The sequence below is a fragment of the Dermabacter sp. HFH0086 genome (assembly GCF_000413375.1).
Taxonomy (GTDB): domain Bacteria; phylum Actinomycetota; class Actinomycetes; order Actinomycetales; family Dermabacteraceae; genus Dermabacter; species Dermabacter hominis.
Window position 1 is genome coordinate 1,025,151 of the sequence record NZ_KE340308.1, and the last position, 16,112, is coordinate 1,041,262.

Sequence of the window (16,112 nt, forward strand, 5' to 3'; positions counted from 1 at the left end):
TAAGCAGGGCAAGGGGAGAAATAGGGTCGGGGGGACTGGGCTCAGCCGCGGCTTGCCTTGAGCGCCGCCCTCACCGCCGCGCGTACGAAGTCGTTGAAGCCCGCCGAATCGATGAAGCCCTGGATCTCGAGGTGAGTCCATCCGTGGGCGCTCGCCCACACGGCGCGCAGGAGCGTTGTGGCATCGGAGGGGGAGGTGTCGACGGTGGTGCCGTACTTTGTGCGGCCTTCCGACATTGCCTGCGCGAGGTGCTTCGCGATGCTTTCGAACTCGTCGATATCGGTGCCGAGTGCGCGGAACGCCGTCAGCAGATGGTTGTCTCGACGCGAGAGACCGAACCCGATGGGGTCCGGGGTGGCGTCGGAATCCTTGGCGGCTGCTGCGCTCGCCGCTCCCGGTGCTCCATTGGCCTGCGCTGCCCGGTCAGGGACCTGGTCGGCCTGGTTGAAGATCACGTCAAACAGTTCGGGGTTGCTGACTGCCCAGTCGTGGAGGGCGGTTGCGAGCCCAACCAGGTACTCTTCCGGATCCTGTTCGCGCTTAACCTCGGTGAGGTGCTTCGCGAGATCGCTGGCGGAGCTGACAACGACAGAGTTGAGGAGCTGCTTCTTTCCGCCGAAGAGTGAGTAGATGGCGGTAGTCGAGGTGTTGCAGGCCGCGGAGATGTCGCGGAGGGAGACCGCTGCGGGGCCGCCTTTGGCGAGCGCCTTTGACGCTTCTGCGATGAGCTCGAGGCGCAGCTTTTCGTCGTGATGGCGGGGGGTGTTCATTCCCGTGGACTCCAATCAGGTGTGCCATGTGGCAGGTCCGGTATGTAACGGCTTCGTAACTATAGGCCTTGATTCTACGAATGCAAGTGGGACGTTTTGGGCCTTTACGCGCGTTCAGTTCGGCCACTATAGGCCTTAGACCTGGGATTTTGCCAAAACTTTAATGGTTGTGCAGTTTCAATGGTTTTAGTGTCGCAGCTTGGGTGGGGGAGATCACGTGTGTACGGCGATGAAGCAACAATGGACCCATCAAGGCGTGTTCCAGTCGACGGCCTCCGCGCCGCTTTCGGCGAGGAGTGCGTTCGCGCGCGAGAACGGTTTTGACCCAAAAAACCCTCGGCGCGCCGACAGTGGCGACGGATGCGCCGACTCGATAGTGCTTACGCCACCCTCGACGAGCATAGGGGCGAGCGAGCGCGCGTCTCTCCCCCAAAGGATCGCGACGAGTGGTCCGCCACGCTCGATGAGGGCCTCGATAGCGCGCATCGTGATCTGCTCCCATCCCTTCCCGCGATGCGACGCGGGCGCCCCGGGGGCTACCGTGAGCGCCCTGTTGAGGAGCATGACGCCCTGGTCTTGCCACGCTGAGAGGTCGCCGTGCGCACTCGGCGGGATTCCTAGATCGCTCTCGCGTTCGAGGTAGATGTTGTGGAGCGAGCGGGGCAGTGGGCGCACGTCGCGCTCGACCGCGAAGCTCAGGCCGATCGGGTGGCCCGGTGTCGGGTAGGGGTCCTGGCCGACGATCAGGACGCGCACGTCCGCAAGCGGGGTTTCGAACGCGCGAAAAATGCGCTCGCCCGACGGGAGGTAGCGTCGGCCAGCGGCGAGCTCAGCGCGCAGGAAGGCGCCCATCTGGCGGATGTTCGGTTCGACGCCCGCGAGGGCTTCGGCCCAGTCGGCGGCCATAATGTCGGTCAGGGGAGGCAGCGCGGTCTCGTTCATGCCCCCCAGGGTACGGGGCGTGCCTAGACTTGAATCCATGACCGATGAGCCACTGGCCGATGAACCGCAGCTGAGCGAAACCGATCGCGTGATCCTCGATCTCGAGGCACGCGTGTACCGCAGCGCCGGTGCGAAGGAGCGCGACATCCTGCGGCTTACGGGTCTGACGCCGTCGGGGTATCACGCGCGGCTCGTGCGGCTCATGCGGGAACCCGCGGCGGTGCGGTATGCGCCAAGTGTGGTCCGACGGTTGCGTGAGCGCACGCGTTCCTAGACGTGCGCGTCGCGCCGTCGTTGTCGCCGTGGGGGGCAGCACTATGGGGGCTTGTTGCCTCGGCGCGCCGCGTGCCCAATCGCCATTTAGGCCCGCGCCAACCGATAGCATGACCTCGTGGCAGATCAGAGCACATACCCGTACGAACCGGACCAGTTTGACCGCGAGGCCGATCAGGTGGGCGCCCACGGCGCGCACCGTGCTGAGGAGCCGTTTTTCAAGCGGAATCTTTCGACGATCATCGTGATCGTCGCGGCGCTGCTTGCGCTCGCACTCGTTCTGTGGGCCGTGTCGGGTCTGGGCAAGGGGAGCGAGGGTGCTCCCGCTCCAGCGGAGTCATCGACGTCGGCCCCGGCGGATTCCGGTGATGGAAAGCCTGCCGCGAGCGACAATGGTGGCGAGGGTGATAACGGTGGCGAGGGCGCTACCGAAGAGCCTTCCGAGGAAGCAGCCCCTGAAGTCAATCGCGAAGCTCCGGTTCTCGTGCTCAATGGCAAGCGGAAGCAGGGCATGGCTGGCCGTTGGCAGAAGGCTCTCGAAGAGCAGGGCTGGACCAAGGTCGATACCGATACGGGCAAACGCGCCAAGAACGCCGGCGTCTACTACAAGAACGACGAGGACAAGGCGACCGCCGAGGCCCTCGCGAAGTACGTCGGTGTCGAGGCTGAAAAGTCCGATAAGTACAGGGCGAACATCACGGTCGTCATCGTTGAGGAGCCGGGTGATCTCGCCGAGATCGACGGTGCGGAGCAGGGCGGCGACGGCGAGTAAAGACTGCCGCAGGGCGTCGATAACTTCCGCGACGCGCGCCTCGAGGGGCGCGGCGGGGGTGTGCCGTCACGCTCCCAGAGAAATTCTCAGCGAGCGTTAGCACTCTTCGCCTCAGAGTGCTTATGATGGGTTAGCACTCGCTTGGCGTGAGTGACAACGGATCTCCGGCAACCGTCGGACCCACCACACACGCCGCCGCGAGCTTTCCAGTGAGGTGAGAGCCCCACCGACCCAGACGTGAAGGGGAGGGCAAGGCTCGTCCGTCGCGGGCACCTGGCTGGAGCACACTCACACACTTTGGGAGTTACCACTCATGGCAAAGCTCATCGCATTTGACGAAGAAGCACGCCGCGGCCTCGAGCGGGGCATGAACCAGCTCGCTGACGCCGTGAAGGTGACCCTTGGGCCGAAGGGGCGCAACGTCGTCCTCGAAAAGTCCTGGGGCGCACCGACCATCACGAACGATGGCGTGTCGATCGCTAAGGAAATCGAACTCGAGGATCCGTACGAAAAGATCGGTGCGGAACTCGTCAAGGAAGTCGCGAAGAAGACGGACGACGTTGCCGGTGATGGCACGACGACCGCTACGGTTCTCGCGCAGGCCCTCGTGAAGGAAGGCCTTCGCAACGTTGCCGCGGGCGCAAACCCGATCGCTCTCAAGCGCGGCATCGACAAGGCCGTTGCCGCCGTGAGCGAGAAGCTCATTGCGCAGGCCGTCGAGATTGAGTCGAAGGAGCAGATCGCGAACACCGCCGCGATCTCGGCCGCTGACCCGGCAATCGGCGAGCTTATCGCCGAGGCTCTCGACAAGGTCGGCAAGGAAGGCGTTATCACGGTCGAGGAGTCGAACACGACCGGCCTCGAGCTCGAGCTCACCGAAGGCATGCGTTTCGACAAGGGCTTCATTTCGCCGTACTTCGTGACCGATCCGGAGCGCCAGGAAGCCGTTCTTGAAGACCCGTACATCCTGCTCACCTCGTCGAAGGTGTCGCAGCTCAAGGACCTCCTGCCGCTTCTCGACAAGGTCATCCAGGCAAACAAGCCGCTCGTGATCATCGCCGAGGACGTCGACGGTGAGGCGCTTCCCGCGCTCGTCGTCAACAAGCTCCGCGGCGTGTTCAAGTCGGTTGCTGTGAAGGCTCCCGGCTTCGGCGATCGCCGCAAGGCCATGCTCCAGGACATGGCGATCCTCACCGGTGGCACCGTGATCTCGGAAGAGGTTGGCCTGTCGCTCGAGACCGCCGACCTCAACGTCCTCGGCCGTGCCCGCAAGGTGGTTGTCACGAAGGATGAGACGACCATCGTCGAGGGCGCGGGCGACGGCGACCAGATCGCCGGCCGCGTGAAGCAGATCCGCGCCGAGATCGAGGTTTCGGATTCGGATTACGACCGCGAGAAGCTCCAGGAGCGCCTCGCGAAGCTCGCCGGTGGCGTGGCCGTCATCAAGGCGGGTGCCGCAACCGAGGTCGAGCTCAACGAGCGCAAGCACCGCATCGAAGATGCCGTGCGCAACGCGAAGGCTGCCGTTGAGGAGGGCATCGTCGCCGGCGGTGGCGTTGCCCTGATCCAGGCGGGCAAGGACGCGTTCGCGTCGCTTTCGCTCGAGGGCGATGAGGCGACCGGCGCATCGATCGTGCAGGTCGCGATCGAAGCGCCGCTCAAGCAGATCGCTTCGAACGCCGGTCTTGAGGGTGGCGTCGTCGCATCGAAGGTCAAGCAGCTTCCGGTTGGCGAGGGCCTGAACGCCGCAACGGGCGAGTACCAGAACCTCATTGAGGCTGGCGTGCTCGACCCGGTGAAGGTGACGCGCTCCGCTCTTCAGAACGCTGGGTCGATCGCGGGCCTGTTCCTCACCACCGAGGCTGTCGTTGCTGACAAGCCGGAGCCGGTGAAGGCTCCTGCCGGCGGCGAGATGGATGCCATGGGAGGCATGGGCGGCATGATGTGATCGCCCGCTAATGAGAAGGAACCCTCGCACTTTCGAGTGCGAGGGTTCCTTTATGTCGTGGTGGGGGCGCTAGTCTTCCTGCTCCTCTTCGCCGGGGACGCGCACGAAGAAGTGCGAGGAAACGGCGAGCAGTTCGCGCATGAGCTCATACTGGCCGCCGTGCATGTCCCAGATCTCGTCTTCGCCGGCAGCTTCGGGACGCTCGTAGATCGATTCGGTTGTGGTGACATCAGCGAGCCAGCCGTTGTCGTAGTACTCCATGAGGGGCTTCATGGCCTCGTTGTACGCCTTGATGGCTTCGAGTCCTTCGACGGCCTTCTCGTATGCTTCGCGGGACTTCACGAGGTTTTCTTGAGCCACGGTCAGGCGTTCGAGGGCTGCTTTTTGTTCGGCGGTGTGCTCTTCGGGAGCGGCGTTATTGTTCATGGCCTTAGTGTGGCACGAGCTCCTTGACGTAGCACTGGGAAACACCATCGTCTTTGTAGGGGGCGAAGAGCTGGGGGAGGCGTTGCCATCCCGTTTTCGTGTAGAGGCTGATCGCGTCCTGCTGGAGGCTGCCGGTGTGGAGGTAGAGCGCGGTTGCGCCGCAGGTCGAGGCTTCCTCTTCGATGTGCTCCATGAGCTGGGTAGCGATGCCTTGGCCTCGGTATTTCTTTCCGACGATGAGTCGTTTTACTTCGAAGCGGTCGGCAAGAGCACGAAGCATAACCGTGCCAACGGCACTGTCGCCTTTGAGTGCGAGGAGCGTGGTGAGAATGGTGGTTGGGTCGAGGGTTTCGTCGCTGCGGCCCTGGTATTCGGGGTGGGCGGCGTAGTAGGCGCGGTAGCGAGGCTCGAGTTCGGCGTCTTTTTCGGCGTGCAGGGCACTGACCCGGGGGTCGCTGTGACTCACGCGAATGATGCGCACTTCTTCGCTCATGTCTCGATGTTAACGGGGTGTGGCGTTAACGGGGTGTGGCCCCCACTCCCGAAGAAGTGGGGGCCACACCGTGTGTTCAACTATTGAACGGTGCGTGAGGCATTAGCTCACTGCTCGCTCTTGCGGCGGCGGGTCACGAGGGCCGCGCCACCTGCGATCAGCGAGGCAGCAGCAGCGAGGAGACCGCCGGTCTCAGCACCGGTGCGCGGGAGGGCGTGCTTGCCACCCTTAGCCGGAACCTTCTTGATCGGCTTGGTCATGCCGTTGTCACCAGGCTGGCCGGGCTTGCCGGGCTCACCGGGCTTGCCGGGTTCGCCAGGCTCGCCGGGTTCACCGGGTTCGCCAGGCTTGCCGGGTTCACCGGGTTCACCGGGTTCGCCAGGCTTGCCGGGTTCACCAGGCTCGCCGGGCTTGCCGGGTTCACCGGGTTCACCGGGCTTGCCGGGCTCATCAACCGGGGTGTCGGTGACATTGATCGTCGCGACTACAACTTCGGTCGAGCCGTCGGGGTAGGTCACGAGAACTTCGTAGACGTTCTCGACAGCTGCGTAGGTCGCCTCAACGGTGATCTCACCGGTGTTTTCGTCGATCTTGACGCCGTTAATCTCACCGTCCTTGAGAGCGAACGTGGTGCCCTCGGGCATGTCGCGCTCTTCGCCGGTCTCCTCATCGGTGAACTTCGGAGCTGCGATAGTGCCAACCTTGCCGCGCTCAACCTCGGCAGGTGCATACACCGGCTGGTAGAGCTTAGCTTGTGGGGTTTCGACAACGTTGACCGTTGCAACAACGACCTCGGTCGTGCCGTCGGGGTAGGTCACGAGAACTTCGTAGACGTTCTTGGCGGGGGCGGCGTAGGTGGCGTGGACGGTGATGGCGCCGGTTTCGGCGTCGATCTCCACACCTTCGATGTCGCCGTCCTTGAGAGCGAACGTGGTGCCTTCGGGCATGTCGCGCTCTTCGCCGGTCTCCTCGTCGGTGAAGGCAGGAGCGGCAACGTAAGTGGTTTCGCCCTGCTCAACGGTGACCTCGGTGTAGGCCGGCTGGTAGGTCTTTGCCTGCGGGGTCTCGGTGACGTTGACGGTTGCGGCGACTGTGTCGGTGGAGCCGTCGGGGTAGGTCACGAGGACTTCGTAGACGTTCTTGGCGGGGGCGGCGTAGGTGGCGTGGACGGTGATGGCGCCGGTTTCGGCGTCGATCTCCACACCTCCGATGTCGCCGGCCTGGAGGGCGAACGTGGTGCCTTCAGGCATGTCGCGCTCTTCGCCGGTCTCCTCGTCGGTGAAGGCAGGAGCGGCAACGTAAGCGGTCTCGCCCTCGGTGACGGTCACCTCTGCGTACACAGGCTGACACATGTCCTTCGCTTTGAGACCAGCAGCGATCTCGTCGGCGATCCTCTGCGCTTCCTCAGCCGCGGCCTGGAGCTTGGCGGCTTCTGCAGCGGCGGCTTCGGCGGCGGCTTTAGCCTCGTCGGCTACGGCCTGGGCCTGGTCGGCTGCGGCTTTTGCCTCGTCGGCCTCGTTCTGTGCCTGCTTAGCGGCGGCGGCGTCTTCGTCGGCCTGGGTCTGCAGCTTATCGGCTTCGGCCTGTGCGTTCTCGGCGTCGGTCTTTGCCTGGTCAGCCTTGTTACGTGCCTCGGTGGCATCGTTCTGTGCTTGCTCTGCGTCTTTGGCGTCGGTGTCGGCCAGCGCCTGCGCCTTATCGGCTTTCTTCTGTGCCTCCGCAAGCGCGGCGTTAGCCGCTGCCTCATCAGGGGTTCCCACCGCGAGGGCGGCGTCGCTCTTCGCTTGCTCGAGGGCTTGGGCTGCTTCGGTGGCGCGCTCTTGGGACTGCTGATCAAGGTTGGCGGCGTCGTCGGCTGCGGCCTGCTTAGTCTCAGCGGCGGTCTGAAGCTTGTCAGCTTCTGCGGCCGCTGCTTTGGCAGCGTCGGCTGCCTCGGCTGCGGTGGCCTGTGCCTGGTCGGCTTCGGCTTGTGCCTGGTCGGCGGCGTCCTGGAGCTTCTTGGCGTCGGCTGCGGCGGCGTCGGCTGCGGCAGCAGCTTCGTCTGCGGTGGCCTGTGCCTGATCAGCAGCGGCCTTCGCCCGGTCAGCGGCAGCCTGAGCCTCTTCCGCGGTGGGCTGGCCCGTGGTCATGCCACCTTCGGTAGCGCATGCGTTCGTAGCGGCGAGGGCGGAAGTGCCAACAACGCCGGAGGTGCCTAGGACGGCGCCGACGGCGAGGGCTGCGGCACCGCGGCGCCACATGGGGGTAACTGAGGAATCCGCGCGGTGGCTGTTCCGCTTGCGGAAAGCATCGAAGACCATGAGTTCTCCAACTTTCGTCGTTTGAGGAGCAAACAGATTCGCCACACAACACCGTTGCGGACGTCCAAAAATGACGCTAACCGGTTTTAAATCGTTTGTGAAGTGCGCAATTTCTCGGGAAATGAGGGGTGCTCCTGGGGGTGAGTATGCTGGTGCGGCAGGTTCACGTGACACCGTGATGGTCGGAGGGGTGTTCGGGATGTGACGATAGCTGTCTCCACCAGAAGCGGCGCTATAGCAAATGTTACGACAATGTTACGGGTTAGTGGGTGGTGGTGTGGGGCTTGGTCGTGACGCTGTCATGCAAAGGTGCAGATCGCAGCGTCGCAGAACGCCTATCATTACTGTAATGAAAGGTCGGCAAGAATGTGGTGCGGGCTATTGGGGGCAGGAATGGAAAAGTCGAAAACTCATAAAAGAAAGACGTATATTTGCTTAATGTTAACCATTCTAAAAGTTACTTTAGGGCACTACCCGGCTAGTGGGCGCGCCACGCCATCACCGCCGGTCGACGTTGGTAACAAAATCGTTATCTGAGAAAGGGTGACGGGAGGGACGTAAGTCCGCCCCTTAGCCAAGCCACGCCTGCGCAAGCAGGCGCTGGCTCTCATACCGCGCTGCGGGGTCGTGGAAGTAGTTCGACACGATGAACTCATCGGCGTGGGTCTCCTCCGCGAGACGCGAAAGCTCCGCTTCAACCTTCGCGGGAGAGCCCACCGCGCGCACCGCGAGTGCTCCGTTCACGCGCTCGAGCACGGGTGCCGGCAGCAGAGCCGAAATCTCGGCGGGCGGCTGAATGAGCTGACGCTTGCCTGTCCCAAGCGCCGCAAAGGCCTGTTGGAGAGTCGAGAACTGTCGCTCGGCTTCCTGGTCCGTTGCCGCAACGTAAACGTTGACGCCTACCATCACGTGGGGCTCATCGATTTGCGCGGTAGGTGCTTCGGCATTGAACTCGCGGCGATACAGCGCGATTGCTTCTTTGTACTGGAACGGCGCGAAGTGGCTCGCGACCGCAAACGGCAATCCGAGCCGTGCCGCGAGGCCAGCGCCGGCAAGCGAACTGCCCAGCACCCACATCGGTACATTCGTCCCCTGCGCCACGTAAGCTCCGATCCGGTAGCGCGAGAGTGTGTCATCGCTCGCCCACGCCTGCATATCAGCAACGGCCCGCGCAAAATCCTCCGGTTCGGCGCTCGTGCGGCCAAGGAGTTGCGCCGTGAGCGGATCGGTACCTGGAGCGCGGCCAAGGCCCAGATCGATTCGATCTCCGTGGAATTGGGTAAGGGTGCCGAATTGCTCGATGACCTGAAGAGGCGCGTGGTTGGGCAGCATAATGCCGCCGGAGCCCACCCGAATCCGCGACGTGCGGGACGCCGCGCGGTCAATGAGGAGAGACGTCGCGTTCGAGGCGAGATTCAGGGTGTTGTGGTGCTCGGCAAACCAATACCGCTTATACCCCTGCTCGTCGGCGAGCTCGACTGCCTTCATCGACGCTTCGATCGCTTCCGCGAAGGACTGCCCCTCGCTCACGCCTACAAGGTCAAGAATTGCCAGGTCGGGACGCTTAGACATAAGAAACCTCCACATACGTGCGCACGATGGATGCGCGGAACCGTCGGACTCTCACCAAACGTCCCGCACATGCGTCTCTATTCCGTGCGCGCCCTGCCGCTGGTGTCTGTGAAAAAATATGTCCATGACGATTACCGCAGCAGCAGATGGCTCCGCACTCGGCAATCCGGGCCCCACCGGCTGGGCCTGGTACGTGAGCGAAGACTGTTGGAGCGCCGGCGGAAGTGCCCACGGCACGAACAATATTGGCGAGCTCACCGCCGTGCGTGAGCTGCTCAGCCAGAGCCGCGAGGCCGGCCTCGCGGGCGAAGACCTCGTGATCCTGTGTGACTCGCAGTACGTCATCAACTCCGTCACGACATGGATGCCCGGGTGGAAGAAGAAGGGCTGGAAGAAAAAAGACGGTAAGCCCGTGCTGAACGTCGAGCTGATGCAGGCGATCGACCAAGAGATGCAGGGGCGCAGCGTCCGCTTTGAATGGGTCAAGGGCCATGCGGGCAACGAGATGAACGAGGCCGCCGACGAGCGCGCCCGTGCCGCCGCGACCGCCTACCAAAAGGGCACGGCGCCGAACGAGGGGCCTGGCTTCACGGGCGCCACCAGCAGGGCAGGTGCGGGTCAGGGGGCTGCCCGGCCCGGCGCAGGGGAGGAGATTCCGACGCCTGCCAGCCTCGAGCGTTCCCTGTGGCTCGACAGTGCCTCACCGCTTGCGAGCCTCGGCGAGGATCCCCATCTCATCGATACACGCGCGCGCGCAATGAACGCCGAGGAGTGGGCGAAGGGCGTCGAGGCGCTGCGTGGCCGAGGCGTGAGCGTGAGCGGCGATGTCACCGCGCGCGAAATAGGCCCCCACCTCCACCTCGTTGACACCGTGCTCGAGGCCGCAGGTAGGAAGTTCCGTATCGTGACGGTGCGGGGCGGTAACGAGTTGCGCATCCTCCATCAGCAGTGGAGCGCACTCAGCTGAGCGTGGCTCCCGGCAGCTCCACGCGGAACGTCGCCCCGCCACCATCGGTCTGATGAATCGAGATCGTGCCGTTGTGATGCTGCATGATCGTCGCCGCGATCGAGAGGCCAAGGCCCGCGCCGCCGCCCTGCGTCTGCTGGCGCTGGCGCGACTCGTCGGTGCGGAAGAACCGCTCAAAAACCCTTTCGCGAATATCGGCGGGGATGCCCTCTCCGTGATCGCGCACCTCGATAATGGCCTTCCCCTGGCGGTCCGTGCCGAGCGCCACCTCGACCGGTGACCCCTTCGGCGTGTGCCTGTTCGCGTTACCCACGAGGTTCACGATGACCTGTCGAAGCGCGGCCTCGTCGCCGAGCACACCGAGCGGCGGCACATCCTCGGGCGCGAGCACAGCCCCCGCGAGATCCACGATCGCAACCTCGCGCGTGGGATCAAGTGCCCGCAAGTCCTGCACGACATCCTTCACGATTCCCGACGCGTCGAGCGGCACAAGGTCGAAGGAGCGCTGCTCGTCGAGCCGCGCGAGCCTCAAGAGCGATTCGACGAGGGAACCCATGCGTTTGGCTTCGTCCTCGATGCGCCGCATCGCTTGTGCGACATCCTCTTCGTTCGGCATCGCCCCCATGCGATACAGCTCGCCGTTGCCGCGAATCGCGGCGAGTGGCGTGCGAAGTTCGTGTGAGGCATCCGCGACGAAACGGCGCATGCGCGACTGGCTCGCGAGCGCCTCAGCTTGCGATTCAGCCTGCGCTTGAAAACCCTTCTCTAGGCGGATCAGCATCTCGTTGAGGGCGACGCTCAGTGAATGCACCTCTTGCGAGGAGTAACTCACGGGAATGCGGGTGCCGAGCGTGCCCGCCGCGACATTCTTCGCGGCCTTCTCGACATCGCGCAACGGCTCGAGCGCATAGTGGAGCACGTACCCGCCGAGCCCCACTCCAACGAGCACGACCATCGTGCCCACGAGCACGATGATGAGCGCCATCTCGTTCATCGTCTTGTCGACGCTGCGTAGCGGAAGCGCCACGAAAACCGAGGGGCCATCCGGATCATTCGACGCGATCGCGCGCACTCGCCACGAATCGCGGTCGCCCGCGACGAGGGTGAAGGGCTTGCCCTGCAAGGAAATGACTTCCTCGCGAGTGAGCGAAGGAAACTCGAGAGACAGGTCGCCGTCGGAATCCTGCACCACTCGCTGCAGAACCTCACCGGACTGATCCTGCCACTCGACCACGTAGTCCACGGGCGTGTACTGCGCATTCGGCGAGCCCATCGTGATGAGCGAAATGTTGCGCCGAGGATTCGCGATGACGCTAGGGCTCACCGCCGCCGCGAGGTCAGCATCCACCCCTTCGATAAGCGTGCGCTTGAGCAGAAACAGCGAAAGCGCGCCCGTCACGATCGTTCCCGAAACGAGAACGAGCGCGATGAGCGCGACAATTCGAGTCCACAGAGAGACTGGGCGTTGGGCCCGGGAGGCGCGGGCCTTCGGGGTTTGAGCCAAGGTCAGCGCGGATCGGCAGGACGCAGCACGTAGCCGATGCCCCTCTTCGTGTGGATCATGGGCTCACCAACGACGTCGATCTTGCGACGCAGATACGAAATGTAGCTCTCGACGATGCCCACCTCGCCAGACCAGTCGTAATCCCACACGTGATCGAGGATCTGCGTTTTCGACACGACGCGGCCCGCATTGAGCATGAGGTAGCGCAGCAGCTTGAATTCGGTCGGGGAGAGGTCGATCGGCGAATCGGCACGCGTAACCTCGTGGGAGTCCTCGTCAAGGCGAAGGTCGCCCACGACGAGCGCGCTTTCGCTCGGCTCGGCCACGCCAACGTGGGTGCGGCGCAACACCGCGCGAATGCGAGCCACAACCTCCTCGAGGCTGAATGGCTTCGTCACGTAGTCATCGCCGCCAACCGTGAGGCCAGCGACCTTATCCTTCGTTTCGTCACGCGCAGTGAGGAAGAGGATCGGGTAGTGATGGCCCTTGTCGCGCAGGCGGCGCGTCACCGTGAAACCGTCGATGTCCGGAAGCATGACGTCCAGAACGATCAGATCGGGTTCGTTCTCGGTCGCCAGCTTGATGGCTTCGGCACCGTTGGAGGCCGCAAATACCTCGAAGCCCGCGAAGCGAAGGCTCGTGGCAAGAAGATCGCGAATGTTCGGTTCATCGTCGACTACGAGAAGGCGTGCCTCGTAGTCCTGCTCCTGCTCCGTGTTCATGGGTCAATGGTGTAACCCGAAGGTGAATTTTTGCTGAATATTCCCTGTGACTTCGGGCGGGTGTGGCGAACCGCTACTTCTGGTTGCGGCGGAGCTTGTGAAGCTCCCAGCGCATCTGAATCATCCGCACCGACCCCGCGAGCGCCATGATGAGCGCCCCCGCGATGGCCGCGAGCAGCATCGCCACGCCGAGCGGAAGGTTGAAGTGCCACGTGAAGTACTCGAACTCGGTGGAGACGTTGTTCTGAATCACGAAGACCAGGAGGAGGATCAGCAAAATCGCGCCGACGATGAGCGCGGCCCACACGACAGCCATGCGCGACTTCGGGGCGGGCTGAGTCCCGTGCGCCTCGGCCTGCTGTTCTTGGGTAGCGGTTGACATCGGCTGCTGATGCGCCTGCCGGGTGGGGCGAGCGGCCGGTTCAACCTTTGCGCTGCGGGTGCTCGGGGTAGTGCGAGGTTCCGACGCCTGCCCGGCTCCATCGAGGCTGGAAGTCTTGGGTGTTGCCTGCGACGAGGGCGCAGCGCCCGCGTTATTCACGCCCGCACCCGCGGGGTTCACGCGCGTGACGCCCTCGGTCGTGCTATCGCGAAAAGAGTCGGAGAAACCGTCGTATTCCTTGGAGTTCATACGTGAAGCCTACCCGCTTCGAGCAAATATTCGGTGACAGGCAACTGACGGAAGAGCGCCGGATCGTGGGCGTGCAAGCGTCGGATCCTCCTCAAGCCGAAAACCGGGCGGCGGCTAGACGCTCCCGCCTCTGAGCTCTCGCGCGTCAAGGATCGTGTAGCCGTAGCCCTGCTCCGCGAGGAACCTTTGCCGGTTCTGCGCAAAATCCTGGTCCTGCGTGTCGCGCGTCACGACCGTATAAAAATGCGCCGCGCGCCCATCCCGCTTCGGCCGCACGATCCGGCCGAGCCGCTGCGCCTCCTCTTGACGCGAGCCGAAAGCGCCGCTCACCTGGATGAGCACGCTCGCCTCTGGAAGATCGAGCGAGAAGTTCGCGACCTTCGAGACGACGAGAAGGTCGATCTCGCCTTCGCGGAACTGCGTAAAAAGCGATTCGCGCTCCTTGAGAGGAGTGTCGCCCGTGACGACTGGAGCTGCCAGGCGTTCGGCAAGCTCGTCGAGCTGGTCGAGATACTGACCGATCACGAGCGTGCCCTCACCTCGGTGTCGCGCAACGAGCTGCTCGACGACGGGGACTTTCTCGGGGCTCGTTGCCGCGAGTCTCTGCCGATCCCTCGGCTCCGCCGAGACGTACACCTTGCGCTCGAAGCTCGACATCGTGACGCGCACCTCCGTCATCTCCGCCGGGGCGATCCAGCCCTGCGCCTCGATGAGCTTCCACGGCGCGTCGTAACGCTTGGGGCCGATGAGCGAGAACACCTCGCCCTCGCGGCCATCCTCGCGTACGAGCGTCGCCGTGAGGCCGAGCCGTCGCCGGGCCTGGAGGTCGGCGGTCATACGAAACACGGGGGCCGGAAGTAGATGAACCTCGTCGTAAATGATGAGGCCCCAATCGCGGGCGCTCACGAGTTCGAGATGGGGATGAATACCGCGGCGCTTTGACGTGAGCACCTGGTACGTCGCAATCGTGACCGGGCGGATCTCCTTCTTGGCGCCGCTGTACTCGCCGATTTCGCCCTCCGTGAGTGACGTGCGCTCGAGAAGCTCGCGGCGCCATTGCCGGGCGGAAACCGTGTTCGTCACGAGCACGAGGCACGTGCGCTCGAGCGCCGCCATCGCGCCCGCTCCTACGGTCGTCTTGCCCGATCCGCACGGGAGCACGACAACGCCGCTGCCACCCTTCGTGAAGTGCTCAACCGCCTCGCGCTGATATGGGCGAAGCTGCCATGTGCTCGGGGAATCCGTGAGTGCAATCGGGTGGCTCTCGCCGTCCACGAAACCCGCGAGATCCTCGACGGGCCACCCCAGTTTGAGGAGCTGCTGCTTGAGCGCGCCGCGCTCACTGGGGTGAGCAGTCACCGTCGTGTCATCGATGCGTTCCCCCACGAGCGGCGCGATGCGCTTTGAGCGCAGAACTTCCGTCAGGATCGTCTGATCCTTCGCGAGGAGCACGAGGCCGTGCGCGGGAGAGTTGTGGAGGCTCAGAACGCCGTAGCGCTCCATCGTGTCGGCGACGTCCACGAGCAGCGCGTTGGGAACGGCAAAACGCGAATGCGTGAGGAGGGCATCGACGACCCATTCCGCATCGAAACCCGCAGCCTTCGCATTCCACAACCCCAGGTTCGTGAGCCGATACGTGTGGACGTGCTCGGGCGATTTCTCGAGCTCAGCGAATGGCGCGATCGACGCGCGTGCTTCTTCTGCCGCCGGGTGGGCAACCTCGAGAAGGATCGATTTATCGGATTGGACGATGAGAGCGCCTGTGCCCGCACTCCCCGCCCTAGACAACGGGGGCCGGGCGCTTGCCCTCGATGCGGTTGATCATCGACATGGAGAAGAGCGACATGAAGGGTAGCACCGCGGGAATAAGAAGCATGCCAATTCCCGTGATGGTGACGACGAAAGCGAGAGCAGAGGTCACGAGCCAGGTGAGGATCACGTGCGCGGGCTTCGCGAGGGCCTTGTTCGCTGCGTCTTTGAAGGCGCTGATCGGTCCCGCGTCGCGCCCCGCTGAGAGATGCGGCGCGAGCGAGAAGAAGAACATGCAGGCCAGCGGGCCTATGAGGGGAATGATGATCGAGATGAACGAGAGGATGACGTAAAGAATGTAGGTGAAGAAGGTCTTCCAGTGGAAGAGCCCATTGCCGATGGTGGGGGTTTGCCCTCGCGCCACGAGGCCAGCCGACCTCGCAGCGCCGCTCATCCACGCGGCGAGCGGAAGCTGGATGAGGATCATGATGGCGTACATGACGAGGATGAAAATGATGATAGCCAGGGCGTCCGTACCGTTACTTTCGCTCGATTCGAAAGCGTTGGCCATGGCCGCGATCGAAGCGAAGTAGCCAACGAAAAACACCGCAAGGATGAAGAGGTAGATGGCTCCCCAAATCACACCGGGAACGACAAGTGCGACCCAGTTCTTTGTGAAGGCCTGCCACGCCCACGAGAACGACTTCGAGATGTCGTTGCCGACGTCGGTGCCGGGGGCGGGGCCATCATAAGCGCCGCCCGGGGCGTATCCCACATTCGGCTGCTGCCCCTGAGGTGAGTACTGGGGTTGTTGGTACTGCTGCTGGTTCGTTGATGGGTTACTGAACGTCCCAGGAGATGGGGTGTACGGATCCGTCATGCTCTTGTTCCTCTGGTCGGCTTATGGCACCCCGATGCTAAGACCGGGACCGTCGGCCCCCATTATTGCGTATCGGGGCTGTACACAGCACAGGCTTTTAGACTGTTCGTGAACGAGCGCCACCTTGCGCCACAGTCCCATATACCGAAGGAGCCGCACGAGC

General features: G+C 63.6%; 15 protein-coding genes. 4 read left to right on the plus strand and 11 right to left on the minus strand.

Features of this window, described 5'->3' with window-relative positions; all coding sequences use genetic code 11:
- Positions 1-41: 41 nt before the first annotated feature.
- Complete coding sequence (locus HMPREF1484_RS10895) at positions 42-770, minus strand: TetR/AcrR family transcriptional regulator (RefSeq protein WP_016663819.1); 729 nt, start codon at positions 768-770, stop codon at positions 42-44.
- Between the two features lie 249 nt (positions 771-1,019).
- On the minus strand, positions 1,020-1,712 hold the full coding sequence (locus HMPREF1484_RS04415) for a uracil-DNA glycosylase (protein ID WP_016663820.1): 693 nt from the start codon (positions 1,710-1,712) through the stop codon (positions 1,020-1,022).
- 37 nt (positions 1,713-1,749) lie between these two features.
- Here HMPREF1484_RS04415 and HMPREF1484_RS04420 point away from each other — a divergent pair, with 37 nt between their 5' ends.
- The 3 genes from HMPREF1484_RS04420 to groL all read left to right on the plus strand — a co-directional run bounded on the left by HMPREF1484_RS04420 (position 1,750) and on the right by groL (position 4,705).
- Positions 1,750-1,986, plus strand: coding sequence for a DUF3263 domain-containing protein (locus HMPREF1484_RS04420; protein ID WP_016663821.1), 237 nt, complete (start codon positions 1,750-1,752; stop codon positions 1,984-1,986).
- A gap of 117 nt (positions 1,987-2,103) precedes the next feature.
- A complete protein-coding gene (locus HMPREF1484_RS04425; protein WP_016663822.1) occupies positions 2,104-2,757 on the plus strand; it encodes a LytR C-terminal domain-containing protein in 654 nt (217 codons plus the stop codon).
- 313 nt (positions 2,758-3,070) lie between these two features.
- A complete protein-coding gene (gene groL, locus HMPREF1484_RS04430; protein WP_016663823.1) occupies positions 3,071-4,705 on the plus strand; it encodes a chaperonin GroEL in 1,635 nt (544 codons plus the stop codon).
- 69 nt (positions 4,706-4,774) lie between these two features.
- On the opposite strand, the gene HMPREF1484_RS04435 is transcribed toward groL, so the two are convergent.
- The 4 genes from HMPREF1484_RS04435 to HMPREF1484_RS04460 form a co-directional block, all read right to left on the minus strand.
- Positions 4,775-5,131 carry a hypothetical protein gene (locus HMPREF1484_RS04435; RefSeq protein WP_016663824.1) on the minus strand — a complete coding sequence of 119 codons (357 nt, stop codon included), beginning with the start codon at positions 5,129-5,131 and terminating at the stop codon, positions 4,775-4,777.
- A 4-nt stretch (positions 5,132-5,135) separates the two neighbouring features.
- The gene (locus HMPREF1484_RS10900; protein ID WP_051120620.1) at positions 5,136-5,624 is read right to left on the minus strand and encodes a GNAT family N-acetyltransferase; all 489 of its coding nucleotides are present in this window, start codon (positions 5,622-5,624) and stop codon (positions 5,136-5,138) included.
- 107 nt (positions 5,625-5,731) lie between these two features.
- Positions 5,732-7,969, minus strand: coding sequence for a Rib/alpha-like domain-containing protein (locus HMPREF1484_RS10905; protein WP_144245964.1), 2,238 nt, complete (start codon positions 7,967-7,969; stop codon positions 5,732-5,734).
- Between the two features lie 525 nt (positions 7,970-8,494).
- Complete coding sequence (locus tag HMPREF1484_RS04460; protein ID WP_016663827.1) at positions 8,495-9,496, minus strand: LLM class flavin-dependent oxidoreductase; 1,002 nt, start codon at positions 9,494-9,496, stop codon at positions 8,495-8,497.
- A gap of 124 nt (positions 9,497-9,620) precedes the next feature.
- On the opposite strand from HMPREF1484_RS04460, the gene HMPREF1484_RS11220 reads away from it, so the two are divergent.
- Positions 9,621-10,463 (plus strand): RNase H family protein, encoded by an 843-nt coding sequence (locus HMPREF1484_RS11220; RefSeq protein WP_016663828.1) that lies wholly within the window; start codon positions 9,621-9,623, stop codon positions 10,461-10,463.
- Here HMPREF1484_RS11220 and HMPREF1484_RS04470 read toward each other — a convergent pair.
- The 5 genes from HMPREF1484_RS04470 to HMPREF1484_RS04490 form a co-directional block, all read right to left on the minus strand.
- Entirely contained in the window at positions 10,456-11,967 is a 1,512-nt protein-coding gene (locus HMPREF1484_RS04470) for a HAMP domain-containing sensor histidine kinase (protein WP_101686645.1), read from the minus strand. The genes HMPREF1484_RS11220 and HMPREF1484_RS04470 overlap by 8 nt on opposite strands.
- A 2-nt stretch (positions 11,968-11,969) precedes the next feature.
- Positions 11,970-12,689, minus strand: coding sequence for a response regulator transcription factor (locus HMPREF1484_RS04475; protein WP_016663830.1), 720 nt, complete (start codon positions 12,687-12,689; stop codon positions 11,970-11,972).
- 73 nt (positions 12,690-12,762) lie between these two features.
- On the minus strand, positions 12,763-13,320 hold the full coding sequence (locus HMPREF1484_RS11775) for a lipopolysaccharide assembly LapA domain-containing protein (RefSeq protein WP_016663831.1): 558 nt from the start codon (positions 13,318-13,320) through the stop codon (positions 12,763-12,765).
- A 114-nt stretch (positions 13,321-13,434) separates the two neighbouring features.
- On the minus strand, positions 13,435-15,108 hold the full coding sequence (locus HMPREF1484_RS04485; RefSeq protein WP_016663832.1) for a DNA repair helicase XPB: 1,674 nt from the start codon (positions 15,106-15,108) through the stop codon (positions 13,435-13,437).
- Positions 15,101-15,949, minus strand: a complete 849-nt coding sequence (locus HMPREF1484_RS04490; RefSeq protein WP_016663833.1) for a hypothetical protein — start codon at positions 15,947-15,949, stop codon at positions 15,101-15,103. Before HMPREF1484_RS04490 ends, HMPREF1484_RS04485 begins: the two co-directional genes overlap by 8 nt.
- Between the last annotated feature and the right edge of the window lie 163 nt (positions 15,950-16,112).

What these genes read in the sequence shown, in the direction of transcription:
- HMPREF1484_RS11775 (WP_016663831.1), bottom strand. Translation starts at nt 13,320, where the DNA reads ATGAACTCCAAGGAATACGACGGTTTCTCCGACTCTTTTCGCGATAGC.
- HMPREF1484_RS10895 (WP_016663819.1), bottom strand. Translation starts at nt 770, where the DNA reads ATGAACACCCCCCGCCATCACGACGAAAAGCTGCGCCTCGAGCTCATC.
- HMPREF1484_RS11220 (WP_016663828.1), top strand. Translation starts at nt 9,621, where the DNA reads ATGACGATTACCGCAGCAGCAGATGGCTCCGCACTCGGCAATCCGGGC.
- HMPREF1484_RS04420 (WP_016663821.1), top strand. Translation starts at nt 1,750, where the DNA reads ATGACCGATGAGCCACTGGCCGATGAACCGCAGCTGAGCGAAACCGAT.
- HMPREF1484_RS04435 (WP_016663824.1), bottom strand. Translation starts at nt 5,131, where the DNA reads ATGAACAATAACGCCGCTCCCGAAGAGCACACCGCCGAACAAAAAGCA.
- HMPREF1484_RS04460 (WP_016663827.1), bottom strand. Translation starts at nt 9,496, where the DNA reads ATGTCTAAGCGTCCCGACCTGGCAATTCTTGACCTTGTAGGCGTGAGC.
- HMPREF1484_RS10900 (WP_051120620.1), bottom strand. Translation starts at nt 5,624, where the DNA reads ATGAGCGAAGAAGTGCGCATCATTCGCGTGAGTCACAGCGACCCCCGG.
- HMPREF1484_RS04475 (WP_016663830.1), bottom strand. Translation starts at nt 12,689, where the DNA reads ATGAACACGGAGCAGGAGCAGGACTACGAGGCACGCCTTCTCGTAGTC.
- HMPREF1484_RS04490 (WP_016663833.1), bottom strand. Translation starts at nt 15,949, where the DNA reads ATGACGGATCCGTACACCCCATCTCCTGGGACGTTCAGTAACCCATCA.
- HMPREF1484_RS04415 (WP_016663820.1), bottom strand. Translation starts at nt 1,712, where the DNA reads ATGAACGAGACCGCGCTGCCTCCCCTGACCGACATTATGGCCGCCGAC.
- groL (WP_016663823.1), top strand. Translation starts at nt 3,071, where the DNA reads ATGGCAAAGCTCATCGCATTTGACGAAGAAGCACGCCGCGGCCTCGAG.